Source organism: Paraburkholderia sediminicola, from assembly GCF_046030555.1.
Taxonomy (GTDB): Bacteria; Pseudomonadota; Gammaproteobacteria; order Burkholderiales; family Burkholderiaceae; genus Paraburkholderia; species Paraburkholderia sediminicola_E.
On the sequence record NZ_JAQQCH010000001.1, the window covers coordinates 458,077 to 480,857 of the forward strand.

The window sequence follows — 22,781 nt, forward strand, 5'->3', positions numbered from 1 at the left end:
GTGTCGAAGGCGCCGCTCGCGGCGCCTTTTTTATGCCGCACCGAAAACACGTTTTGCAAGGGAGAACGAGATGGACCGATTGTCGGACGCCGAATGGGAGCGAATCGGACACTTGTTTTCGAACACAGGCATCAAAAAGATCACTTCCCGCCAGACGCACCTGTTCGATCGAGGCGCCGGCGATTGTGTCGAAACGGCCTGAACGTGCACCCTCGTCCGCCGCATCCGACACGCCAATGTATTGGCCTAGCCGCCTGTATCAGGCAGCGGATATTTGACGTCCAGTATATCGATCGACTGCGGGCCGGCCGGTGTGTACAACGTCACCGTATCGCCGATTTTCGCTTTGAGCAGCGCCCGCGCGATCGGCGAGATCCAGCTGACGTGACCGACATCCAGATCGACCTCATCGACACCGACAATCGTCACGATATGCACCTCGCCGTCTTCCGTTGCGTATTCGACGGCGGCGCCGAAGAAAACCTGATCGACGTTTTCCTGTTTGCTGCTGTCGACCACTTCGGCGATGTCGAGGCGCTTGGTCAGAAAGCGGATCCGCCTGTCGATTTCTCGCAGACGGCGTTTGCCGTAGATGTAATCGCCGTTTTCCGAGCGGTCGCCGTTCGAGGCTGCCCATGACACCAGTCTGACGACCTCCGGCCGATCGACATCGATCAGATGCAGCAGTTCATCGCGCATACGCCGGTAACCGGCGGGCGTGATGTAGTTTTTCGTACCCGGGGGGATTTCGGGCTGAGCGACGTCGAGATCGTCGTCATTCTCTTCACTCGACTCTTTGACAAAGGCCTTGTTCATGATGGTCCGGTAACTGCAGCAATCGACTGCCTATCAAGGGTACACGATCACGGCAATGAGACAAATCGCAGTTACACGCTTCCCTTTTTTGAAACCTTTGCTATAATCTCGTTTCTGCGTGCGGCTGTAGCTCAGTTGGATAGAGTACTTGGCTACGAACCAAGGGGTCGTGGGTTCGAATCCTGCCAGCCGCACCACTTATTCAAGTGGCCTCCCTCCGGGGAGGCCTTATGTTTTACCCCGGGTTTTACCCCAGTTTCATTGAATTTAGCGTCACAAGTTTAGCGTGCGGCTGTAGCTCAGTTGGATAGAGTACTTGGCTACGAACCAAGGGGTCGTGGGTTCGAATCCTGCCAGCCGCACCATCTATAGAGGGCCTTCCGATCGGAAGGCCCTTTGTTTTTGCGTCGCCGTTTTGCTTCAGCGCGGCCGCCTCTCCGAACCAGGCTCTCGGCCCGGCGAACGTCACCGTACCTATCGCGGTGCCGACTGAATATCACCGATTTGCCCGTCGGGACTCGGCACATCCTCGAACGAACCTTCCACCGAATCTTCGCCGATCGGCTTCGCGTGCTCGCCAGTCACCGCCTGCGCCTCACGCAACACATCGCCCACGCTATCGCCGAAGCGACTTTCGACGAACGCCCGCAGCAGTGCGATCCGCAACGAGTCCCCTCGCCCTTCCACGGTTTGATGGCCGCCTTCGAACTCCGCGACGCAATGTGCCGCACCGCGCTCGGTCCGCTCACGCACCTCCAGCCGTTGCGCCCGCTCTAATACCGCGGCTGCCGCGTCCCAGGACGTGGACGGCGTAAAACGGCCATCCCACGGGCGACCACGGTCGCTGCCGCGGATCGAGACTGTTTCGCCGCTGTCGGTAAAGTGGATTTCGCGCACGAAGTCGTGCAGGCTGCGGGCGACCCAATAGTCGAGCGCCACGCCGGTGAGATCAGCTACGTTCATAAGCGTTCTCCCTGAAGTTCAGGTGGGACTCGCTGGCGGCGGGTGCGTTCAGATTTCCAACGAGGGCTGCCTGAAGACCACCCTGAAGACCACCTACGGGGACCAGACATCCTCGCCGAGGGCCCACAAGCCAAGGCGCCCCGTCAGGATCAGTAGTCCGCCCGCTCGCGGTCGATCCGCATCCCGCCGTCGTGACGGTGATGCCCTTCCTCGCTCGGCCGCTCACGCGCAATGCGCATGACGTCCGGATTCGTGCGCACGCGGCGCATGACATTGGCGAGATGGACACGATCACTCACCTGGATCACGAAGCGCAGCACCGTGGATTCCTGTGACAGGTCTTCGTCCATCGCAATGTGGACGATGTTCGCATCCGCCGACGTGATGTCGGCGGCCACGCGGGCGAATACACCCTTGGTGTTCTTGACCAGCACCTTCACCGCGACGTCGAACAGACGCCCCGGCTGGGGCGCCCAGGCAACATCGATCCAGCGGCCCGGATCGCGACGGTGGATACGCTGTGCGACGCGGCAATCCGTGGTGTGGATTGCCATGCCAAGGCCGATGCCGATGTAGCCCATGATGTCGTCGCCCGGAATCGGACGGCAGCAGGCGGACAACTGCACCGACATCCCTTCGGTGCCGGTGATGACGACCGGCGGCGCATGCGACGTTGTGCCGTCACGCGAGCCGTCGTCGTCGGCATCGCGCCCACTCATCAACACTTCAATACGCTTGGCCATGACCGCGGCAACACGCCGGCCCAGACCGATATCCGCGAAGATTTCCTGACGGTTCTTGTTGCCCGTCCATTGCACGAGCTTTTCCCACGCTTCCGGCGTCACGTCGGACAGCGCCAGCCCATAGCCCTTCAGCGCCTGGTCGACAAGGCGCTCGCCGAGCTGAACAGACTCGTTCAAACGCATCGTCTTCAGATAGTGGCGGATCGCCGAACGTGCCTTGCCGGTACGCACGAAACCGAGCCAGGCCGGATTCGGCTTCGAATACGGCGCCGTGATCACTTCGACGATATCGCCGCTCTTCAGCTCGGTACGCAGCGGCAGCAGCTCGTTGTTGATCTTCACCGCGACACACTGGTTGCCCAGGTCGCTGTGGATCGAATAGGCGAAGTCGAGTGCAGTGGCGCCGCGCGGCAACGCCATGATTTTCGACTTCGGCGTAAACACGTAGACCGCATCCGGGAACAGATCGATCTTGACGTGCTCAAGGAATTCGCTCGAATCGCCCGCTTCGCTCTGAATGTCGAGCAGCGACTTCAGCCATTGATGGGCGCGCTTCTGCACGTCGTTCAGATCGGCGCCGCCGTTCTTGTACAGCCAGTGCGCGGCCACGCCCGCTTCAGCGATCTCGTGCATCTTGCGCGTGCGCACCTGGAACTCGATCGGCGCACCGAACGGGCCGACCAGCGTGGTGTGCAGCGACTGATAGCCGTTGACCTTCGGGATCGCGATGTAATCCTTGAACTTGCCTGGCACCGGCTTGTAGAGCGCGTGCAGCGCGCCGATGCAGGTGTAGCACTCCAGCGCGCTCTCGACCACCACGCGGAACCCGTAGACATCCAGCACCTGTGAGAACGACAACTGCTTGTCGCGCATCTTCTTGTAGATACTGAAGATGGTTTTCTCACGGCCGGTGACTTCGGCGTCGAGCTTCGCGTCGACAATCGCGCGCTGCACCGACTCCAGAATCTTGCCGACCACTTCCCGCCGGTTGCCGCGCGCGGCCTTGACGGCTTTTTCGAGCGTGGCGTAGCGATGCGGGTTGAAGTTCGCGAAACTCAGGTCCTGCAGTTCGCGATAGGTATTGTTCAGGCCGAGCCGGTGCGCGATCGGCGCGTAGATGTCCAGCGTTTCGCGCGCCACGCGGCGGCGCTTCTCATGCGGCACCGCACCCAGCGTGCGCATGTTGTGCAGCCGGTCGGCGAGCTTCACCAGAATCACACGGACGTCGCGCGCCATGGCAAGCAGCATCTTGCGGAAGTTTTCCGCTTGCGCCTCTTCGCGATTGCGAAACTCCATTTTGTCCAGCTTCGACAACCCGTCGACCAGTTCCGCGACCTTCGCGCCGAATCGCTCGGCGAGTTCGGCCTTGGTCACGCCCTGGTCTTCCATCACGTCATGCAGCAGCGCCGCCATCATCGCCTGGGCGTCGAGATTCCAGCCGGCGCAGATTTCCGCGACGGCGACTGGATGCGTGATGTAGGGCTCGCCGCTCTGACGATACTGGCCGAGGTGGGCTTCGTCGCTGAAATGGAACGCCGCCTTGATGTCCTTGATCTCTTCCGGCTGCAAGTAGCCGGCCAGAACGGATGTCAGCTTGGCGATCGAAACGACGTCATGCCGGCGCGGTTGCTCCGGCGTGGCGGTCGGCCCGAACAGATGGCGAAATGACTGTTCGAGGACTGCGTCGATGTACTTCCGTGCAGACGAGGGCGAGTCGGTGTCGTGTTCCACTTCCGTGGCGGTGGGCGGTGTAGCACTCAATTTCGCCTCCGTAGCGGTTAGGGTTGGACACCGGTCTGCACGTTGATGCAATTACATGTGGCAAATACGTGTGGCAAATGCGGGCAATCGAAAACGGAGCAGTGCGCCTTAAACAGGCACCTTCTTCAGCATTTCGACGCCAACCATGCCAGCTGCGATTTCACGCAACGCGACAACCGTGGGCTTGTCGCGGCTTTCGATCTTCGGCGTGTGGCCTTGCGCGAGCTGACGCGCGCGATAGGTTGCGGCAAGCGCGAGTTCGAAACGGTTCGGGATCTGTTTGAGACAGTCTTCGACGGTAATGCGGGCCATGTTGGATTCCTTCTCAGTATGTTGCTTATTCTACCTTATGTGCTCGACACACCGCCGCGCTCACGCGTGTGGCAGGTGAATGCCGAGCTGCACGAAAAGCTGCGTGTGGCGCGCGTATTGCGAGGCGAAGCGCGAACGCGTCGCGGCCACGAGGCAGCGCAGTTCACCGAGCGCGCGTTCGAAGTTGTCGTTGATCACGACATACTCCGCTTCGGCCGCGTGCGCCATCTCGCTGCCGGCGGCCAGCAGACGGCGCGTAATCACGTTCGGTTCGTCCTGGCCGCGCTTTTTCAAACGCTCTTCGAGCGCATCCAGAGACGGCGGCAAAATGAAGATTTCAACTGCGTTGTGAAACTGTTTCTTCACCTGTTGCGCGCCTTGCCAGTCGATTTCGAGCAACACGTCATGCCCGCTCTTCATCTGCTCCTCGATCCACACGCGCGAAGTCGAGTAGTAGTTGCCGTGCACTTCCGCGCTTTCCAGAAACTCGCCAGCCGCGTGACGCGTCAGGAAATCGTCGACCGTCGTGAAGTGATAGTGCTCGCCGTCCTGCTCCTTCGGACGCGGCGGGCGCGTCGTGTACGAAATCGACAGACGAATCGCGTCGTCGCCGGCGAGCAGCGCGTTCACGAGCGTCGACTTGCCCGCGCCCGAAGGCGCGACCACCATGAACAGGTTGCCGGGATAAGCACCGGCGTAGGGGTTGCGCGGTGCGCTGGTTTCGCGTGTGTGGTCGGTCATGTTATCGAGGCTCCTGCCTTACTCCAGATTCTGTACTTGCTCGCGCATCTGTTCGATGAGCAGCTTCAGGGTCATCGACGAATCGGCCAGTTCCTTCGCGGCCGCCTTCGAGCCGAGCGTGTTCGCTTCGCGATTCAATTCCTGCATCATGAAGTCCAGACGCTTGCCGACCTTGCCGCCCTTCTCGATCACATGACGCGTTTCGTTCAGGTGAGCCGTGAGGCGCGACAATTCTTCGGCGATGTCGATGCGGATGCCGTACATCGTCACTTCCTGGCGAATCCGTTCGTTGATTTCTTCGCGCGAGACAATCGTCGCTGCCGTATCCGGCGCGGCGATACCGAGCGCTTCCTGCAAGCGCTCAACGATTTTCTGCTGATGCTTGGCGATCAGTTCCGGCACGAGCGGCGTGATCTTCGTGACGATCGCTTCCATCTCGGTGACGTTGGCGAGCAGCATCGTCGCGAGTTGCGCGCCTTCGCGGCCGCGCACGTCAATCAGATCGATAACCGCCTGCTTGCCGCATGCGAGCACCGCGTCGCGCAGCACTTCCGGCGCCACGCCGGTTTCGGCCAGCACGCCCGGCCAGCGCAGAATTTCGCCGGTACGAAGACGCCCGGCTTCCGGGAACGTCGAGAGTACCGTGCGTTCGAGCAGGGCCAGTTGCGCGAGCGCATCGCGATTGACCGAGCCCGCGTTAGCCGACTGCTCACTGCGCTGCAGGTTGATACGAATGTCGACCTTGCCGCGCGAGAGCTTGTTCATCAGCATTTCGCGCAGGGTCGGCTCGCAGACGCGCACGTCTTCCGGCATCCGGAAATTCAGATCGAGAAAGCGCGAGTTCACCGTGCGCAGTTCGACCGATACGCTCACGCCGCCTGTGCCCGAGGCCGCGACGAGTTCGCGCGTGGCGCTCGCATAGCCAGTCATGCTGTAGATCATCGTATTTCTCGCGATTGTAGCCATGCGTTTGACGATGGCCAGAGAGTCGAATCGCCCGGCGTGTACGAGACGCGGAGCGGGGAATCCGCATTATCCCATTTTTACCGACTGGACCGCATTGCACGACCGCCGCCGCCCGGGAAGTGTCATCCCGCGCAGGGCCCCGCCGCAGGCGGACGGCCGTCCGGCGGACAGGCGGCCCCGCGCCTGACGCGATCGGCGGTAAAATCGCGCTTTCCCTCCCGCTTTTCTTCCAGACCGATCCCAACATGACCAACAACACCCAACGCCCCAGCGGCCGCCCGGCCAATCAGCTGCGCGACGTGCGCATCACGCGCCACTACACGAAGCATGCGGAGGGCTCGGTGCTGGTCGAATTCGGCGACACCAAGGTCATCTGTACAGCGAGCATCGCCGAGAGCGTGCCGTCGTTCCTGCGCGACCGCGGCCAGGGCTGGCTGACCGCCGAATACGGCATGCTGCCGCGCGCCACGCATACCCGCAGCGACCGCGAAGCCGCGCGCGGCAAGCAAACCGGCCGCACCCAGGAAATCCAGCGTCTGATCGGGCGCGCACTGCGCTCGGTGTTCGATCTCGAGAAACTCGGCGCGCGCACGCTGCATATCGATTGCGACGTGATCCAGGCCGACGGCGGTACGCGCACGGCCAGTATCACCGGCGCGTTCGTGGCCGCCCACGACGCGGTGGCCAAACTGCTGGCTACCGGCCGCATCGAAATCTCGCCGATCAGCGATTACGTCGCCGCGATTTCGGTCGGCGTGTACGACGGTCTTCCGGTGCTGGATCTCGACTACGACGAAGATTCCCAATGCGACACCGACATGAATGTGGTGATGACGGGCGCGGGCGGCTTCGTCGAAATTCAGGGCACCGCCGAAGGCGTGCCTTTCTCGCGCGATGAAATGAATTCGCTGCTCGATCTCGCGAGCGACGGCATCAACACGCTGATCGCGAAGCAGAAAGAAGCGTTGGAGCAAAAGAGTGAGTGAGGTTCGTCAAGGCAACAGGGCTGTTGCGTCCGGTTCGCCGTTGAAAAAAGTCGTGCTGGCGTCGAACAACGCGGGCAAGCTGCGGGAGTTCGCGGCACTGCTCGGCGCGGCCGGTATCGACCTGATTCCGCAGGGCGAGCTCAACGTGCCGGAGGCGGAAGAGCCGCATCCGACTTTCGTCGAAAACGCGCTGACCAAGGCGCGGCACGCGGCGAAGCTCACCGGCCTGCCCGCGCTCGCCGACGATTCCGGCTTGTGCGTGCGCGCGCTGCGCGGTGCGCCTGGTGTCTATTCGGCGCGCTACGCGCAGCTTGCCGGCGGCGAAAAGAGCGACGCGGCGAACAACGCCAAGCTCGTTTCAGCCTTGCAGGGTGAAACCGATCGTCGCGCGTATTACTACTGCGTGCTGGCGCTCGTGCGTCATGCGGACGATCCCGAACCGCTGATCGCCGAAGGCCGCTGGCATGGCGAAATGCTCGACGCGCCGCGCGGCAAACATGGCTTCGGCTATGACCCGTACTTCTTCCTGCCTTCGCTGAATGCAAGCGCCGCGCAACTCGAACCGGCGGTGAAGAACGCCAGCAGCCATCGCGCGATTGCCTTGCGCCACCTGCTCGCGCGTTTGACGGAGGAAGCGTGATTCCGATCAAACCGGCGCCGGTCGATATCGGCAACGGCGTCATCAAGGCATTCACGTCGCCAGGCAGCATTCGCCTGACGTCGTTGCCGCCGTTGGCGTTGTATGTGCACTTTCCGTGGTGCGTGCGCAAGTGCCCGTATTGCGACTTCAACTCGCATGAATGGAAAGGCGACACGTTCCCGGAAACCGAGTATCTCGACGCGCTGCGCGCCGATCTCGAATTGGCGCTGCCGCTCGTGTGGGGCCGCCAGGTCCATACGGTATTCATCGGCGGCGGCACCCCCAGTTTGCTGTCGGCAGCGGGGCTCGACCGGATGCTGTCCGACGTGCGCGCGCTGCTGCCGCTCGACGCCGACGCGGAAATCACACTTGAAGCCAACCCGGGCACCTTCGAAGCCGACAAGTTCGCGCAGTTTCGCGCGAGCGGCGTGAATCGCCTGTCAGTGGGTATCCAGAGTTTCAATGAGGCGCATCTGAAGGCGCTCGGCCGGATTCACGACTCGGCGCAAGCACGGCATGCGGTCGAAGTGGCCGCGACCACTTTCGACAATTTCAACCTCGACCTGATGTTCGCGCTGCCGCAACAGACGCTCGCGGAATGTCAGGCTGACGTGGAGACCGCGTTGTCATTCGCGCCACCGCATTTGTCGCTGTACCACCTCACGCTCGAACCGAACACGCTGTTTGCGAAATTCCCGCCTGCCCTCCCCGACGACGATGCGTCCGCCGACATGCAGGACTGGATTCACGAACGCGCCATGGCCGCCGGTTATGAACGCTACGAGGTGTCCGCGTATGCGCAGCCGCATCGGCAGAGCAAGCACAATCTGAACTACTGGCGCTTCGGCGACTATCTCGGTATCGGCGCGGGCGCGCATACCAAGCTGTCGTTTCCGAACCGCGTGCTGCGTCAGGTGCGCTACAAGCATCCAACCACCTTCATTGAGCGGGCGTTGGCCGGCACGGCGGTGCAGGAAGAGAATGAGGTCGGGCCGCGCGATCTGCCGTTCGAATTCATGCTGAATGCGCTGCGACTGGTGGAAGGGTTTCCAGTGCATCGATTCATCGAGCGCACGGGGATGTCGATGACCTCGATCGAGCCGGCTTTGCAGGAGGCGGAACGTCGCAAGCTGATTACGCGCGACCACGAAAAGATCGCGCCGACGCCGCTTGGCCAGGCCTTCCTGAACGATCTGCAGGGGCTGTTTCTGAAAGATCCGCAGTGATTGCAGACCCGCTGAGCGCCGCAACGAGGATTTTTCAGGTTACAATTTAGGGCTTGGAGGTGTGGCCGAGCGGTTTAAGGCACCGGTCTTGAAAACCGGCGAAGGAGTGATCCTTCCGTGAGTTCGAATCTCACCGCCTCCGCCAGACGATTAATGAATACGGGCCTCTCGGCCCGTTTTTCATTTCTGGCCATCAAAGAACCCGCCAATCGGCGAATGCGAAACATGTCGAATGGGTAAGCAACTGTAAATAAAGCCCGATTAGACCGAGGCTTCGTAATTTGCTGTCACAAGGCAGGCCGAACGAATGCGGCTGCCGGCTCCTCCAAGTCGTAAAGGGGGAGGAACCATGCTCAAATTACTGCTTGCGATAGGTTTCGGATTGGGCCTTTCCGGATGTATCGTCGCCCCACCGTATGGGTACGCACCGGCATACGGATACGCCCCTGGCTACTACGCCGCCCCGAGCGTCAGCGTCGGTGTTGGCGTCGGCGGTTATTACGGCGGCCGCGGCAGGTGGTAAGTTCTGGCCAGGCCGGGACCCCGCTGGTATCCGCAGGTATTCGTTAACCAGTCAATCCCCTGGCGCCGCCCACGTTAAGGGGAACCCCTCTCTCAACATCTCGCTCCCCTGGCCGATATCAAGACTATCTGTGCTGTCAGCACACGCCAGGGAGTCGTCCATGAAAGTCCGCACTTTAGTCGTTGCATTGACCTGGGTTGCCGCGAGCACGGGCGTAGTGTCCGCGTTTGCCGGCACGTCGACAGCGCTGTCCGACGATGACAGCGCGGCGGTGTTCGGCTCAGCCAGGTTGTCCAATCTGCAGGAAGTCGGCGGCAGCGCGAAAGCTGGCGCGTCCGCCGCTATCGTAGGAGCGAACGCGCTGAGAGGCGCAAGCGGCAACATCGGCGTGAACCTCTCAGCCGGTGCGCTGAACGCGCAGGCCAATCAGATTGCCCTCGTCACCACATCGCAAGCTGCGATCGTCTCGCAACAGAATCTGCATACCGTCGCGCGGTTGACGGGCCGCGCCACCGCACAACTCAGTGCCGGCTCACTGGCGGCAGTGAGCGGCAACGTCGGCGTGAATATCGCGTCCGGCGTGGGCAATGCGCAGTTCAACGGGCTCGTGGTTCACTGAACCGGCGACGCCTCGATACCGCAACGACTTAAATCAGCGCGGTCACCTCGACCTCGACCTTCAAGCCGTAATGCAGATGTGGAACCGGCACGACGGCCCGCGCTGGCCGGGCTTCGCCTGCCCAACGCGCGTAGATCTGATTGAAACTCGCCCAGTGTTCGACATCGGCGATATAGACGCGCACCTGCACCAGTTGCGCAATGTTGCTGCCAACGCCTTCGAGCGCTGCCTGCACATTGGCCAGCACCTGTTCTGCCTGGACCTCGAACGAGGCTTCAGCGAGCTTCTCGCCCTGCGCGTTGATCGGCAACTGTCCCGAGACGAAAACAAAACCATTCGCAATCGCGACGTGACTGTAATGGCCGCCCGGCTTTGCCAAAGCAGCGGGATTGTCCATGTGCGGCAGATGCGCGTCGTGCTGGCTAACAGCCATGAGTAAAACTCCAAAGGGGATAGCGCCTTCGCGGCGGGTGATGACGCACACGCGACGCACCCGCGACGCACCCGCGACGCACATGACGCTGCCTGCCGCCACACACCTGAGACCCGTCACACGCTAAGCACGTCCAGCTTCTCGCGCGCGTCGGCGCAACGGCGATTCAGGTCGCGATGCATCAACTGGCTGTCGAGCAGCGCTGATACATCAGACAAACCGTAATCAAAGCGCAAGACGTATTCGATGTCTGTGTAATCGTGATAGGCGCCGCTGTCTGCCAGCTTCTGCGCTTCGGCGAAAGCTGCATGTTGCCGCTCGCCGTTCATCAAATCTCTGATCGCCATGATTGCCGCTCCGAGGAACAGTGACTCCATCATAGCAATGCAAATTGAAACGCACGGTCGCGCGCACGCAACACCTGGTGTTTTCCGTAGTCGCGTGAGTGAGTTAGTGCGAAGCGTGCAAGCCGGCGTGCCGCGCGCTTGCACGCCAGGCAACCGTACCGTATGCACCATTCAGCGGCAAACACGCACCTTGTGCATCTTCAAGCGGCAGCGACGGGCACTTTCATTCCGTGCCATTTGACGACCAGAATCCGGCCGGCGTAACACAGCACGCCCGCGACACCCACAACGACGCCCATGCCCTTGGGCGAGCCATCCTGCCAGAGCCCAACCGCAAGACTCGACAGCGCGCCGAGCGCAAGCTGCACAGCGCCGAACACGGCGGCCGCGGCGCCGGCATTCACCGGATAGCGATGCATAAGATCGGTCGTGCAGTTAGCAGACAACAGCCCCACCACCCCGACCACGAAGAACAACCCGAACACGATTGACCACAGCCCGCCCCACCCTGTCAGCGAAACGAGACAGACGAACAAGGACGCGATGCAACTCACGGTCGCGGCAAACGAAATGATCGGCAGCGAACCGAGCCGGCCGACGAGCCGCGTATTCATGAAGTTACCGAACATGATGCCGACGATATTCAGCGCGAACAGAAAGCCGTAATGCTGTGCCGATACATGGAAATATTCGATGTACACGAACGGCGTCGCGGTGATGTAAGCGAACATCGACGCGAACGCCATGCCGCCGCACAGCATGTGCCCCCACGCGACCGGATCGCGCAGCAACTTGCCATAAGCACCGAACGATTTCAGCAGTGCCGAGTGCGCACGCTTTTCGCGCGGCCACGTTTCCGGCACCTTGAGGAACGCGGTCACCGCACACACCGTACCGAATAGCGTCAGCACGATAAAGACGACGCGCCAGCCGCCAAGCAACAGCAACTGGCCACCGATCAGCGGCGCGAGCAACGGCCCGATTGACGTGACGATGGCGAGCATCGACAGCACGCGCGCGGCATCGGTCGGCCCGTGCGCGTCGCGGGCAATCGCGCGCGCCAGTACCGAGGCTGCGCCCGCGCCGAGCGCCTGCACGAAACGAAACGTCACCAGCGACCCGATCGAAAACGACAGCGCACATGCCACGCTGGCCAGCGCATACATGATGATGCCGCCGAGCAACACGGGCCGGCGGCCATAGGTATCCGACAGCGGACCGTAAAGCAGCATCCCGATCGAAAAGCCGAACATGAAGCTCGTGAGCGTGGTTTGCGCGGCGCCGGTGCTGATGGCGAATGCCTGCGCGATCGTCGGCAGGCTCGGCAGGTACATATCGATGGAAATCGGCCCGCATGCGGCAAGCGCACCGAGCAACAGAATCAGCCGGCCATCGGGCCGGCTTCTGGTGACGTGAGACATGGGAATCCAGATGAAGCGCCGCGCCGTCATCGGCAGCGAAACGCGGTGAAACGGGGAAAACAGCAAATGACGACCCCAATTGTACGCGACGGTTAAACCATCCACCGCGCCCAGGCATGGCGGGGCGGCCCGCCCATGCGCCGCGACAAGCGCGCCGCCGATCGGTTAAGCTGCCGCGAGAACGCTTTCTGGCGTCACACAAACCGGTCCGCTGCGCCCTTCCACACTGCCCGCCCCAACCCTTACATGACTGCTTTCCTGTTGATCTGGAGCCCCAAGAAATGGCCACGGCCCGAATTGCCCGACGTGGCGAAGCGGGTTGCCGCAGGCATAGCGGTGGCTGACGTGTGGGGCTGCGGATTTGCCCGCAGCATCCTGCCTGGCGATCGCGTGTTTCTGCACCGTGTAGCACAGGAGCCGAAGGGCATTTTCGGCTCTGGCTACGTGACGCGCGCGCCGTACGAGGTCCCTGACTCCGCGACGAAGCGTGGCTACCGCTTGTGCATCGACTTCGTATACGACTGGGTGGTCGATGCCCACGAGGGCGTCGTGATTCCGCGCGAGGCGTTGCGCACGCATCCGTTTTCGGTGCAGACATGGGACGCCCAGAGCTCGGGCACAGTTATCAAGCCGATCGCGGAAGGCGCGCTTGAAAAGCGCTGGGCGGAGCTCACCGGCAAGCGCAAGCCACCGAAGCTTGACGCCCCGAGGGGCCTCATCCGTTCCAGCAAAGTAACGGCTCACAAGGCGGCAGCGGAAAAACCCGCGGCAGAAGGTCACACAAGGACGAAGCCAGCGGCAAAACGCCCGCCCAAGGTCCAACCACCGCCCCAGGATTGATGAAGTACCCATCGGCGCGCGCAGCGCCGCCGGAAGAATGACGCCCTTGTCATCAAGGCTGAATGTGCGAGGGCACAGATTCCAGATGCACCACTACCGCGACTGCGCGGGGGACCCGCTTAAGAATGAGCGGTTGAGCCGCTTTCTTTGCTTATCTTTCTTTGCGGCGGCAAAGAAAGTAAGTGCCGCCCCGCACAGGGGCAACGCTAATAGACCACTAAGAATTCAAGAAAAGCCGCAGAAAACAGCAACCCGCCCCAACACTGCCCAACCCAAAACCTCTTCACGCTGACTCCGGTACAATTTCCCCATCACCCCTCAGCGCCACGCGGAGCGCAAAAACCAGCCCCCGCGCCGCTGCGCAACCCAAATTCCAGCCATCACCATGTCTAAAAACCAGACTCTCTTCGAGCGCGCGCAGCGCACCATCCCCGGCGGCGTGAACTCGCCGGTCCGCGCATTCCGTTCGGTAGGCGGAACGCCGCGCTTCATCGAGCGCGCGCAAGGCCCCTACTTCTGGGACGCGGACGGTCAGCGCTATACCGACTATATCGGTTCGTGGGGCCCGATGATCCTCGGCCACGTCCACCCGGAAGTGCTGGAAGCGGTCCAGCGCGTGCTGGGCAACGGCTTCTCGTTCGGCGCGCCGACCGAAGCGGAAGTGGAAATCGCCGAAGAAATCTGCAAACTGGTGCCGTCGATCGAACAGGTTCGCATGGTGTCAAGCGGTACCGAAGCGACCATGAGCGCGCTGCGTCTCGCGCGCGGCTTCACGAACCGCAGCCGCATCGTCAAGTTCGAAGGCTGCTATCACGGCCACGCGGACAGCCTGCTGGTCAAAGCCGGCTCGGGCCTGCTCACGTTCGGCAATCCGACTTCGGCGGGCGTGCCGGCCGATATCGCCAAGCACACCACGGTGCTCGAGTACAACAACGTCGCGGAACTCGAAGAAGCGTTCAAGGCGTTCGGCAACGAGATCGCCTCGGTGATCGTCGAGCCGGTGGCGGGCAACATGAACCTCGTGCGCGCCACGCCCGAATTCCTGCAAGCCTTGCGGCGCCTGTGCACCGAATACGGCACGGTACTGATTTTCGACGAAGTGATGTGCGGTTTCCGCGTCGCTCTGGGTGGCGCGCAAGAGGTCTACGGCATCACGCCAGATCTGACGTGTCTGGGCAAGGTGATCGGCGGCGGCATGCCGGCGGCAGCTTTCGGCGGCCGGCGCGACATCATGGCTCACCTCGCGCCGCTCGGCGGCGTCTACCAGGCCGGCACGCTGTCGGGCAATCCGATCGCGGTCGCGGCGGGCCTGAAGACGCTGCAACTGATCCAGGCGCCGGGCTTCTACGACACGCTCGCCGCCCGCACCGCGCGTCTCGCGCAAGGTCTCGCGACCGTCGCGCGCGAAGCGAAGGTGCCGTTCGCGGCCGATTCGCTCGGCGGCATGTTCGGCCTGTACTTCACCGAATCGGTTCCGACCAGTTTCGCCGAAGTCACGAAGAGCGACGTGCCCCGCTTCAATGCGTTCTTCCACAAGATGCTCGACGCAGGCGTGTACTTCGCGCCATCGGCGTATGAAGCGGGCTTCGTTTCGATCGCGCACGACGACGCGATCATCGACGCGACGATCGACGCAGCGCGCGGCGCGTTTGCCTCGCTCGCGGCCTGAAACCGGCGAGACGCAAAACCCGCCGAAACCAGCCTAGCCACCGTACCCGACCGGATCCCGATGTTTTCGCAAACCGACTTCGTCCATATGGAGCGCGCGCTCGCACTGGCCAGGCGCGGCATGTACACGACCGACCCGAATCCGCGCGTCGGGTGCGTGCTGGTCAAGAACGGCGAAGTGATCGGCGAAGGTTTCACGCAGCCGGCCGGCCAGGATCATGCCGAAGTGCGGGCGTTGAAGGACGCGCGTTCACGCGGCCATGATCTGCGCGGCGCCACAGCCTACGTGACGCTTGAGCCATGCAGCCATTTCGGCCGCACACCGCCGTGCGCGAATGCGCTGATCGAAGCGCAGGTCGATCGTGTGGTGGCGGCGATGGAAGACCCCAATCCGCAAGTTTCCGGGCGTGGCCTCACGATGCTGCGCGACGCCGGCATTGAAGTTCGCTGTGGACTGCTCGCCAACGAAGCGCACGAACTGAACATCGGCTTCGTGTCGCGCATGACACGCGGCCGCCCCTGGGTCCGCATGAAAGTGGCGGCGTCGCTGGACGGCCGCACCGGCTTGCCGTCGGGCGTCAGTCAATGGATTACCGGCGAAGCGGCGCGCGCCGATGGTCATGCATGGCGCGCCCGCGCGTCGGCAATCCTGACGGGTATCGGCACCGTCAGAGAAGACGATCCGCGCATGACCGTGCGCGCCGTCGACACGCCGCGCCAGCCGCAACGTGTGCTGATCGACAGTCAGCTCGACGTGCCGCCCGAAGCACAGATTCTGGCCGGCGCACCCACGCTGATTTTCTGCGGCAATCTCGACGAGCGCCATGCCGAGCGAGCCAGCGTACTGCGTGATCGTGGCGCGGAAATCGTGCAACTGGCGAACGCGGCGGGCAAGGTCGACCTGCCCGCCATGCTGAAAGTGCTCAGCGAGCGCAACGTCAACGAACTGCACGTCGAAGCGGGCTACAAGCTGAATGGCTCGCTGCTGCGCGAAGGCTGTGTGGACGAACTGCTGGTCTATCTCGCGCCTAGCCTGCTCGGCGTGGATTCGATGAGTATGTTCAATCTGAACGCGCCGGAAACGCTCGATGGCCGCACGCAACTGAGCTTCCATACAGTCGACCGCATCGGCGACGATCTGCGAATTCTCGCGCGCTTTGTGCCCCGCTCCGCGCCGGATCCGGCACCCGAAGCCGGAACCGGAACCGAGCCCGCTCCACAACCAACTCCGAATTGATCAAGGATTAGTACGATGTTTACAGGAATCGTCGCGGCGGTGGGCCGCATCGAATCAGTCAAACCCCTCGGCACGGACGGCGACGCGGGCGTGCGTCTGAACGTCGAAGCCGGCGGGCTCGATCTCGAAGACGTCCAGCTCGGCGACAGCATTACCATCCAGGGCGCCTGCATGACGGTGGTGGAAAAAGGCGCCCATTCGTTCGAGGTGGACGTGTCGCGCGAAAGTCTGAACTGCACGGTCGGTCTCGGCGAACCGGGCGAGGTCAATCTCGAGAAGGCGCTGCGCGCGCATGACCGGCTCGGCGGCCATATCGTCTCCGGCCACGTGGACGGACTCGGCACCGTCACGCATTTCGCGCCGGTCGGCGAGTCGCACGAACTGCGCGTGCTGGCGCCGCGCGAAATTGGCCGCTATCTGGCTTACAAAGGCTCAATCACGGTTAACGGCGTGAGCTTGACCGTCAACTCGGTTAAAGATCGCGAAGACGGCTGTGAGTTTTCGATCAATCTGATTCCGCACACGGTGCAGGTGACGTCGCTGAAGAATTTGCGCGAGGGTTCGCAGGTGAATCTGGAGATCGATCTGATTGCGCGGTATGTGGAGCGGATGCTCTCGGCATCGCAGGACGGCCAACAGCCGTTGAAGTAATCGGATTGACGGGCCTTCCCCGTCATCGCAGTCCAGCGGTGTCGGCTGGAAGCGTTTTTTTGGTCGCCTGCCGTAGCTGGACGCAGCCGCTAGTTCGTTGCCGTCGCAGCTTGAACGCCGAACCCGATCCGCTGACGGACATCCAACTGTTGGAGTGACCTACGGGCGGCGTTCATTGCGAACGCCGCCCGGCCTCGCGGCTCCCGCATCAACGAACCGGTCGGTTACGCTTCAACTACGTCTCACTTGCGCTTCAATTGCGAGAGGTCCCGCACGGCGCCACGGTCAGCGGAGGTCGCCAGCGCCGCATAGGCCTGCAACGCCTGCGACACCACGCGTTCACGATCCACCGGCAGCCAGGCCTTGTCGCCGCGTGCCTCCATGGCTTCGCGACGGCGCGCCAATTGCTCGTCCGACACCGCCAGATGCATCTTGCGATTAGGAATGTCGATCTCGATCACATCGCCTTCTTCCACCAGACCGATCGTGCCGCCTTCGGCCGCTTCCGGCGAAGCATGTCCGATCACCAGGCCTGACGAACCGCCCGAGAATCGGCCATCGGTAAACAGCGCACAGTTCTTACCCAGGCCCTTGGATTTCAGATACGACGTGGGGTAAAGCATTTCCTGCATGCCCGGGCCGCCCTTGGGGCCTTCGTAACGGATCACGACCACATCGCCCGCCACGACCTTGTCACCCAGAATCGCTTCAACGGCGTCGTCCTGGCTCTCGAACACGCGCGCGCGCCCGGAGAAGACCCACTGCGATTCGTCGACACCCGCGGTCTTGACGATGCAGCCCTTCTCGGCAAGGTTGCCGTACAGCACGGCGAGGCCGCCGTCTTTCGAATACGCGTTCTGCTTGCTGCGGATACAGCCGGTCTTGCGATCTGTATCGAGCGACGTGAAGGTGGCTTCCTGGCTGAATGCGACGGTGGTCGGAATGCCGCCCGGCGCCGCGCGGAAGAGTTTCTGCGCTTCTTCGCCCGCGCCGCCAGCGACGTCCCACTTGGCGATGGCATTGCCCAGTGTGCCGCTATGCACATTGCCGCACGACAGATCCAGCAGCTCCGCACGCGCCAGTTCGCCGAGAATGCCGGGGATGCCGCCGGCACGGTGCACGTCTTCGATATGGAATTTGTCGGTGGCGGGCGCCACTTTGCACAGACACGGCACTTTGCGCGAGATGCGATCGATGTCGGACATCGTGAAATCGACGCCGCCTTCCTGCGCGGCTGCCAGCAGGTGCAGGACCGTATTAGTCGAACCGCCCATGGCCACATCAAGCGCCATGGCGTTCTCGAATGCCTGCTTGCTGGCGATGTTGCGCGGCAGAACCGAGGTGTCTTCTTCCTGATAGTAGCGGCGGCACAGGTCCACCACCAAACGGCCGGCCTGTTCGAACAGGCCCTTGCGCCATGCATGCGTGGCGACGATCGTGCCGTTACCGGGCAACGCCAGACCGATTGCCTCGGTCAGGCAATTCATCGAGTTCGCCGTGAACATGCCCGAGCAGGAACCGCACGTCGGGCAAGCGCTGCGCTCGATTTCCGCCACTTCCGCGTCGCTGACCCGGGAGTCACCCGCCTTGATCATGGCGTCGATCAGGTCGATCTTGGCGATCACCTGGCCGTCTGTCGGCGATTTGACCTTGCCCGCTTCCATCGGACCGCCGGAAACGAACACGACGGGGATGTTCAGGCGCATAGCGGCCATCAGCATGCCCGGGGTGATCTTGTCGCAATTGGAGATGCAGACCATGGCGTCGGCGCAATGCGCGTTGACCATGTATTCCACCGAGTCGGCAATCAGTTCGCGCGAGGGCAGCGAATACAGCATGCCGCCGTGACCCATGGCAATGCCGTCGTCCACCGCGATGGTGTTGAATTCCTTGGCCACACCGCCGGCCGCTTCGATTTCCTTCGCGACCAGCGCGCCGAGATCGCGCAAATGCACATGACCCGGCACGAACTGGGTGAACGAGTTCACCACGGCGATAATCGGCTTGCCGAAATCGTCGTCTTTCATTCCGGTGGCGCGCCACAAGGCGCGGGCGCCGGCCATATTGCGGCCATGAGTCGATGTGCGTGAGCGATAGTGCGGCATGATCTTTCTCGAACGGGTTAGCGGGGATTGGTTTTCTGGATTCTGGAGGAGGCCTTCGCGGGCGCGACGAATTATAGCAACGTCGCCCTGTCAAACCGCCGCCAGACAGCCCAACGGCCTGGCCAAACGGCCTATGCCACCCGGCCTAGGCGACTTGGGGGCGCGCGTGGCGTAAAATACGCGCTTTCTTCGAAAATCTCCCGCCAACATGACGCTCGCCTCCACCCAAGAGATCATTGCCGAACTGAAATCAGGCCGGATGGTGATCCTCGTCGACGAAGAAGACCGCGAAAACGAGGGCGACCTTGTGATCGCCGCCGAATTCGTCACGCCGGAAGCGATCAACTTCATGGCGCGCTACGGTCGCGGCCTGATCTGCCTGACGCTCACCCAGGAACGCTGCAAACTGCTGAACCTGCCGCTGATGACCTATCGCAACGGCACGCAGTACGGCACAGCGTTCACGGTCAGCATCGAAGCAGCCGAAGGCGTGACCACGGGCATCTCGGCGGCCGACCGCGCCCGCACGATCGCCGCGGCGGTCGCGCCTGATGCGAAGGCCGAGCACATTGTGCAGCCGGGGCACGTGTTCCCGATCATGGCGCAGCCCGGCGGCGTGCTGGTGCGCGCCGGCCACACCGAGGCCGGCTGCGACTTCACCGCGCTGGCAGGCCTCATGCCCGCTGCGGTGATTTGCGAAGTCATCAAAGACGACGGCACGATGGCGCGCCTGCCGGACCTGATGGAATTCGCCAAAGAGCACGATCTGAAAATCGGTACGATCGCGGATCTGATTCACTACCGCAGCCGTACCGAATCGATCGTCGAGCGCATTTGCGAACGGACTATGCAAACCGCGCACGGCGCGTTTCGCGCGGTGATGTATCTCGACCAGCCGAGCGGCCAGCCGCATATCGCACTGGTGCGTGGCACACCGAATCCGGAGCACGAGACGCCGGTGCGCGTGCACGAGCCGCTGTCGATGCTGGATCTGCTCGAAGTCGGCAAGTCGACTCACTCATGGACGCTGGATGCGGCCATGAAAGAGATCGCCCAGCGCGACCTCGGCGTGATCGTCCTGCTGAACTGCGGCGATTCGAAGGATCATCTGGTCGACGTTTTCAAGGCGTTCGACTCGAAAGAAAAGGCTGAGGCGCTCAAACGCCGGCCGGTCGACTTCAAGACGTACGGTATCGGCGCGCAGATTCTTCGCGAGCTCGGTGTCGGGAAGATGCAGGTGCTGTCGAACCCGCGCAAGCTGGGCAGCATGTCGGGTTACGGCCTCGAAGTCACTGGTTTCGTACCCATGCCGGGCAGCACCGCACAGGCTCCGCAACAAGGCTGATCCGACCATTCACGCGCTTAAGCGCCAACTCAAAACACTACGGAATTCACATGGAAATCGGACAATACCAACCGAATCTCGACGGCGACGGACTGCGTATCGGCATCGTCCAGGCGCGTTTTAACGAACCCGTCTGCAACGGCCTCGCGGATTCGTGCATCGAAGAACTCGAACGCCTCGGCGTGACCGGCGAAGACGTGCTGCTGGTCACCGTACCGGGTGCGCTGGAAATCCCGCTGGCGCTGCAAAAGCTCGCCGAAAGCGCGCAATTCGACGCACTGATCGCGCTAGGCGCGGTGATTCGCGGCGAGACGTACCACTTCGAACTGGTGTCGAACGAAAGCGGCGCGGGCATCACGCGTATCGGTCTCGACTTCGGCATTCCGGTCGCGAACGCCGTGCTGACCACCGAAAACGACGAGCAAGCTGTCGCACGCATGACCGAGAAGGGTCGTGACGCAGCGCGCGTGGCCGTCGAAATGGCGAACCTCGCGGTCGCGCTCGAGCAACTCGGCGGTGACGACGAGGAAGAAGACGAAGAAGAGGAAGAAGCATGAAGAGCGCACGCCGACGCTCCCGCGAACTGGCCACGCAGGGGCTTTACCAGTGGCTGCTGTCGGGCTCGCCCAGCGGTGAAATCGACGCGCAGCTGCGCGGCGCGCAGGGCTTCGACAAGGCCGACCACGAACACCTGGACGCCATTCTGCACGGCGTGATCCGCGATTCTGAAGCGCTCTCCGCGGATATCGCACCGTGCCTCGACCGCCCGATCGACCAGCTTTCGCCGGTCGAACGCGCTGTTCTGCTGGTCGCCGCGTTCGAACTGAAGAATCATGTCGATATTCCCTATCGCGTGGTCATCAATGAAGCGGTCGAACTCGCCAAGACGTTTGGCGGTGCAGACGGCTACAAGTACGTGAACGGGGTGCTGGACAAGCTGTCAGCGCAATTGCGCGCTGCCGAAACGCAGGCGGCTCGCAAGCCTTGAGGGCAAGGCGGGACGAGCGCGCAAGGCGCTGTCCCGCTTTTGCCTATGAACTGGATTTGATCGTATGAACTCCGTGACCGAACCCTTGGTGCGGCTTGCTGCCCGCGTGGATGCCATCCAGCCTTTCTATGTGATGGAACTGGCAAAGGAAGCCGCGCTGCTCGAGCGCGATGGGCGCGACATCATCCACATGGGAATCGGCGAACCCGATTTCACCGCCCCCGAGCCGGTCATCGAAGCGGCCGCGAGCGCCCTGCGCCGCGGCGTCACGCAATACACCAATGCGCTCGGCCTGCACGCGCTGCGCGAGGCGATCTCGGCGCATTACGCTGACTTCTACGGCGTCAGCGTCGATCCGGCGCGGATCGTCGTCACCGCCGGCGCGTCTGCCGCGCTGCTGCTGGCTTGCGCCGCGCTGGTCGATCGCGATGACGAAGTGTTGATGCCCGACCCGTGCTACCCGTGCAACCGCCACTTCGTGATCGCCGCGGAAGGCAAGCCGGTGCTGGTACCAAGCGGGCCGGCGGAACGCTTTCAGCTGACCGCCGCCGACGTCGAGCGCTTGTGGAACGAACGCACGCGCGGCGTGCTGCTGGCGTCGCCGTCGAACCCGACCGGCACGTCGATCGAACCGGCCGAGCTCGAACGCATCGTCAAGACCGTGCGGGCACGTGGCGGCTTTACGATCGTCGACGAGATCTACCAGGGCCTCAGCTACGACGCCAAGCCTGTCTCGGCGCTCTCGTTCGGCGATGACGTCATCACGGTCAACAGCTTCTCAAAGTACTTCAACATGACCGGCTGGCGTTTGGGCTGGCTGGTGGTACCGCCCGGCATGGTCGGCGCGTTCGAAAAACTCGCGCAGAACCTGTTCATCTGCGCGTCGGCGCTCGCGCAGCATGCGGCGCTGGCCTGCTTCGAACCGGAAACAATCGCGATCTATGAAGCGCGCCGCCTCGAGTTCAAGCGCCGCCGCGACTTCATTGCCCCGGCGCTCGAATCGCTGGGCTTCTCGGTGCCGGTGATGCCCGACGGCGCGTTCTACGTGTACGCCGATTGCCGGACGGTTGCGCATCAGGCGGCCGGAGACAGCGCGGCGCTCACCAAAGAGATGCTGCACGAAGCGGGCGTGGTGTTGGTACCGGGTATGGACTTCGGCACGCACGCGCCGAAGGATTACATCAGGCTGTCGTATGCAACCGCCCTGCCGAAGCTGGAAGAAGCCGTCGAGCGGCTGGCGAGGCTCTTCGGACGGCACTGAACGAACGGGCATGCGCGCTGCGCTGGGGTTTGAGCTGGCTCCAAAGGGACCTACGCTGGCCTTGGCGGGTGCCATGCCTGATACGCACCCCGCGGCCGCGCGCTCCATCGCACAAGCGCGCCAGCCATAAAAAAAGGACACCCTCGGGTGTCCTTTTTTGTTGCGGCCGCTCTCGCGTCACGTCAACGG

General features: G+C 62.6%; 22 protein-coding genes and 3 tRNA genes. 15 read left to right on the plus strand and 10 right to left on the minus strand.

Annotated features, from left to right (window positions below; genetic code table 11):
- Positions 1–246: 246 nt before the first annotated feature.
- On the minus strand, positions 247–816 hold the full coding sequence (gene greB, locus PQQ52_RS02135; protein ID WP_408206398.1) for a transcription elongation factor GreB: 570 nt from the start codon (positions 814–816) through the stop codon (positions 247–249).
- Positions 817–936: 120 nt separating this feature from the next.
- Between greB and PQQ52_RS02140 the strand changes: the two genes are divergently transcribed.
- Together PQQ52_RS02140 and PQQ52_RS02145 are read left to right on the plus strand one after the other, a co-directional pair.
- Positions 937–1,013: transfer RNA gene (locus PQQ52_RS02140), tRNA-Arg, on the plus strand.
- A gap of 91 nt (positions 1,014–1,104) precedes the next feature.
- Positions 1,105–1,181 (plus strand) — tRNA-Arg (locus PQQ52_RS02145).
- Positions 1,182–1,290: 109 nt separating this feature from the next.
- Here PQQ52_RS02145 and PQQ52_RS02150 read toward each other — a convergent pair.
- From PQQ52_RS02150 to PQQ52_RS02170, 5 genes are all read right to left on the minus strand, one after another.
- Entirely contained in the window at positions 1,291–1,779 is a 489-nt protein-coding gene (locus tag PQQ52_RS02150) for a phage protein NinX family protein (protein WP_408206400.1), read from the minus strand.
- A gap of 149 nt (positions 1,780–1,928) precedes the next feature.
- Complete coding sequence (locus tag PQQ52_RS02155) at positions 1,929–4,283, minus strand: RelA/SpoT family protein (protein WP_408206402.1); 2,355 nt, start codon at positions 4,281–4,283, stop codon at positions 1,929–1,931.
- 108 nt (positions 4,284–4,391) lie between these two features.
- Positions 4,392–4,595, minus strand: coding sequence for a DNA-directed RNA polymerase subunit omega (rpoZ, locus tag PQQ52_RS02160; protein WP_073427086.1), 204 nt, complete (start codon positions 4,593–4,595; stop codon positions 4,392–4,394).
- A 60-nt stretch (positions 4,596–4,655) separates the two neighbouring features.
- The gene (gene gmk / locus PQQ52_RS02165) at positions 4,656–5,336 is read right to left on the minus strand and encodes a guanylate kinase (protein ID WP_408206404.1); all 681 of its coding nucleotides are present in this window, start codon (positions 5,334–5,336) and stop codon (positions 4,656–4,658) included.
- A gap of 18 nt (positions 5,337–5,354) precedes the next feature.
- Positions 5,355–6,278, minus strand: coding sequence for a YicC/YloC family endoribonuclease (locus tag PQQ52_RS02170; RefSeq protein ID WP_408206406.1), 924 nt, complete (start codon positions 6,276–6,278; stop codon positions 5,355–5,357).
- Positions 6,279–6,547: 269 nt separating this feature from the next.
- On the opposite strand from PQQ52_RS02170, the gene rph reads away from it, so the two are divergent.
- From rph to PQQ52_RS02195, 5 genes are all read left to right on the plus strand, one after another.
- Positions 6,548–7,288, plus strand: a complete 741-nt coding sequence (gene rph / locus PQQ52_RS02175) for a ribonuclease PH (RefSeq protein WP_408206408.1) — start codon at positions 6,548–6,550, stop codon at positions 7,286–7,288.
- On the plus strand, positions 7,281–7,928 hold the full coding sequence (gene rdgB / locus PQQ52_RS02180; RefSeq protein ID WP_408206410.1) for an RdgB/HAM1 family non-canonical purine NTP pyrophosphatase: 648 nt from the start codon (positions 7,281–7,283) through the stop codon (positions 7,926–7,928). Before rph ends, rdgB begins: the two co-directional genes overlap by 8 nt.
- Positions 7,925–9,154 (plus strand): radical SAM family heme chaperone HemW, encoded by a 1,230-nt coding sequence (hemW, locus tag PQQ52_RS02185; RefSeq protein ID WP_408206412.1) that lies wholly within the window; start codon positions 7,925–7,927, stop codon positions 9,152–9,154. Before rdgB ends, hemW begins: the two co-directional genes overlap by 4 nt.
- A 55-nt stretch (positions 9,155–9,209) precedes the next feature.
- Positions 9,210–9,299, plus strand: a tRNA-Ser gene (locus tag PQQ52_RS02190).
- 538 nt (positions 9,300–9,837) lie between these two features.
- Positions 9,838–10,296 carry a FapB/FapC family functional amyloid domain-containing protein gene (locus tag PQQ52_RS02195; RefSeq protein ID WP_408206414.1) on the plus strand — a complete coding sequence of 153 codons (459 nt, stop codon included), beginning with the start codon at positions 9,838–9,840 and terminating at the stop codon, positions 10,294–10,296.
- Positions 10,297–10,324: 28 nt separating this feature from the next.
- Here PQQ52_RS02195 and PQQ52_RS02200 read toward each other — a convergent pair whose 3' ends face one another.
- The 3 genes from PQQ52_RS02200 to PQQ52_RS02210 form a co-directional block, all read right to left on the minus strand.
- Positions 10,325–10,729 (minus strand): RidA family protein, encoded by a 405-nt coding sequence (locus tag PQQ52_RS02200; RefSeq protein ID WP_408206416.1) that lies wholly within the window; start codon positions 10,727–10,729, stop codon positions 10,325–10,327.
- 116 nt (positions 10,730–10,845) lie between these two features.
- Complete coding sequence (locus PQQ52_RS02205) at positions 10,846–11,076, minus strand: hypothetical protein (RefSeq protein ID WP_325045684.1); 231 nt, start codon at positions 11,074–11,076, stop codon at positions 10,846–10,848.
- Between the two features lie 200 nt (positions 11,077–11,276).
- Positions 11,277–12,497 carry a Bcr/CflA family multidrug efflux MFS transporter gene (locus tag PQQ52_RS02210; RefSeq protein ID WP_408206418.1) on the minus strand — a complete coding sequence of 407 codons (1,221 nt, stop codon included), beginning with the start codon at positions 12,495–12,497 and terminating at the stop codon, positions 11,277–11,279.
- 246 nt (positions 12,498–12,743) lie between these two features.
- On the opposite strand from PQQ52_RS02210, the gene PQQ52_RS02215 reads away from it, so the two are divergent.
- The 4 genes from PQQ52_RS02215 (at position 12,744) to PQQ52_RS02230 (ending at position 16,893) form a co-directional block, all read left to right on the plus strand.
- Positions 12,744–13,337 carry a hypothetical protein gene (locus tag PQQ52_RS02215; RefSeq protein WP_408206786.1) on the plus strand — a complete coding sequence of 198 codons (594 nt, stop codon included), beginning with the start codon at positions 12,744–12,746 and terminating at the stop codon, positions 13,335–13,337.
- Positions 13,338–13,722: 385 nt separating this feature from the next.
- Positions 13,723–15,006 (plus strand): glutamate-1-semialdehyde 2,1-aminomutase, encoded by a 1,284-nt coding sequence (gene hemL / locus PQQ52_RS02220; RefSeq protein ID WP_408206420.1) that lies wholly within the window; start codon positions 13,723–13,725, stop codon positions 15,004–15,006.
- A 60-nt stretch (positions 15,007–15,066) separates the two neighbouring features.
- Positions 15,067–16,242, plus strand: a complete 1,176-nt coding sequence (gene ribD / locus PQQ52_RS02225) for a bifunctional diaminohydroxyphosphoribosylaminopyrimidine deaminase/5-amino-6-(5-phosphoribosylamino)uracil reductase RibD (protein ID WP_408206422.1) — start codon at positions 15,067–15,069, stop codon at positions 16,240–16,242.
- A 15-nt stretch (positions 16,243–16,257) separates the two neighbouring features.
- Positions 16,258–16,893 (plus strand): riboflavin synthase, encoded by a 636-nt coding sequence (locus tag PQQ52_RS02230; RefSeq protein WP_408206424.1) that lies wholly within the window; start codon positions 16,258–16,260, stop codon positions 16,891–16,893.
- A gap of 242 nt (positions 16,894–17,135) precedes the next feature.
- Here PQQ52_RS02230 and ilvD read toward each other — a convergent pair whose 3' ends face one another.
- Positions 17,136–18,998: a dihydroxy-acid dehydratase gene (gene ilvD, locus PQQ52_RS02235; protein ID WP_408206426.1), complete on the minus strand. Its 1,863-nt coding sequence runs from the start codon at positions 18,996–18,998 to the stop codon at positions 17,136–17,138.
- A gap of 208 nt (positions 18,999–19,206) precedes the next feature.
- Here ilvD and ribBA point away from each other — a divergent pair, with 208 nt between their 5' ends.
- The 4 genes from ribBA to PQQ52_RS02255 all read left to right on the plus strand — a co-directional run bounded on the left by ribBA (position 19,207) and on the right by PQQ52_RS02255 (position 22,592).
- Complete coding sequence (gene ribBA, locus PQQ52_RS02240) at positions 19,207–20,343, plus strand: bifunctional 3,4-dihydroxy-2-butanone-4-phosphate synthase/GTP cyclohydrolase II (RefSeq protein WP_408206428.1); 1,137 nt, start codon at positions 19,207–19,209, stop codon at positions 20,341–20,343.
- Positions 20,344–20,393: 50 nt separating this feature from the next.
- Positions 20,394–20,900 (plus strand): 6,7-dimethyl-8-ribityllumazine synthase, encoded by a 507-nt coding sequence (ribH, locus tag PQQ52_RS02245; protein ID WP_006050161.1) that lies wholly within the window; start codon positions 20,394–20,396, stop codon positions 20,898–20,900.
- Positions 20,897–21,331 (plus strand): transcription antitermination factor NusB, encoded by a 435-nt coding sequence (gene nusB / locus PQQ52_RS02250; protein WP_408206430.1) that lies wholly within the window; start codon positions 20,897–20,899, stop codon positions 21,329–21,331. Before ribH ends, nusB begins: the two co-directional genes overlap by 4 nt.
- A 64-nt stretch (positions 21,332–21,395) precedes the next feature.
- On the plus strand, positions 21,396–22,592 hold the full coding sequence (locus tag PQQ52_RS02255) for a pyridoxal phosphate-dependent aminotransferase (protein WP_408206431.1): 1,197 nt from the start codon (positions 21,396–21,398) through the stop codon (positions 22,590–22,592).
- The last annotated feature ends 189 nt before the right edge of the window (positions 22,593–22,781 follow it).

Excerpts from the sequence above, each read along its gene's own strand:
- greB (WP_408206398.1), bottom strand. The coding sequence starts at position 816 with ATGAACAAGGCCTTTGTCAAAGAGTCGAGTGAAGAGAATGACGACGAT.
- PQQ52_RS02150 (WP_408206400.1), bottom strand. The coding sequence starts at position 1,779 with ATGAACGTAGCTGATCTCACCGGCGTGGCGCTCGACTATTGGGTCGCC.
- rpoZ (WP_073427086.1), bottom strand. The coding sequence starts at position 4,595 with ATGGCCCGCATTACCGTCGAAGACTGTCTCAAACAGATCCCGAACCGT.
- gmk (WP_408206404.1), bottom strand. The coding sequence starts at position 5,336 with ATGACCGACCACACACGCGAAACCAGCGCACCGCGCAACCCCTACGCC.
- PQQ52_RS02170 (WP_408206406.1), bottom strand. The coding sequence starts at position 6,278 with ATGATCTACAGCATGACTGGCTATGCGAGCGCCACGCGCGAACTCGTC.
- rph (WP_408206408.1), top strand. The coding sequence starts at position 6,548 with ATGACCAACAACACCCAACGCCCCAGCGGCCGCCCGGCCAATCAGCTG.
- PQQ52_RS02195 (WP_408206414.1), top strand. The coding sequence starts at position 9,838 with ATGAAAGTCCGCACTTTAGTCGTTGCATTGACCTGGGTTGCCGCGAGC.
- PQQ52_RS02200 (WP_408206416.1), bottom strand. The coding sequence starts at position 10,729 with ATGGCTGTTAGCCAGCACGACGCGCATCTGCCGCACATGGACAATCCC.
- PQQ52_RS02205 (WP_325045684.1), bottom strand. The coding sequence starts at position 11,076 with ATGGCGATCAGAGATTTGATGAACGGCGAGCGGCAACATGCAGCTTTC.
- PQQ52_RS02210 (WP_408206418.1), bottom strand. The coding sequence starts at position 12,497 with ATGTCTCACGTCACCAGAAGCCGGCCCGATGGCCGGCTGATTCTGTTG.
- PQQ52_RS02215 (WP_408206786.1), top strand. The coding sequence starts at position 12,744 with ATGACTGCTTTCCTGTTGATCTGGAGCCCCAAGAAATGGCCACGGCCC.
- hemL (WP_408206420.1), top strand. The coding sequence starts at position 13,723 with ATGTCTAAAAACCAGACTCTCTTCGAGCGCGCGCAGCGCACCATCCCC.
- ribD (WP_408206422.1), top strand. The coding sequence starts at position 15,067 with ATGTTTTCGCAAACCGACTTCGTCCATATGGAGCGCGCGCTCGCACTG.
- PQQ52_RS02230 (WP_408206424.1), top strand. The coding sequence starts at position 16,258 with ATGTTTACAGGAATCGTCGCGGCGGTGGGCCGCATCGAATCAGTCAAA.
- ilvD (WP_408206426.1), bottom strand. The coding sequence starts at position 18,998 with ATGCCGCACTATCGCTCACGCACATCGACTCATGGCCGCAATATGGCC.
- ribBA (WP_408206428.1), top strand. The coding sequence starts at position 19,207 with ATGACGCTCGCCTCCACCCAAGAGATCATTGCCGAACTGAAATCAGGC.
- ribH (WP_006050161.1), top strand. The coding sequence starts at position 20,394 with ATGGAAATCGGACAATACCAACCGAATCTCGACGGCGACGGACTGCGT.
- nusB (WP_408206430.1), top strand. The coding sequence starts at position 20,897 with ATGAAGAGCGCACGCCGACGCTCCCGCGAACTGGCCACGCAGGGGCTT.
- PQQ52_RS02255 (WP_408206431.1), top strand. The coding sequence starts at position 21,396 with ATGAACTCCGTGACCGAACCCTTGGTGCGGCTTGCTGCCCGCGTGGAT.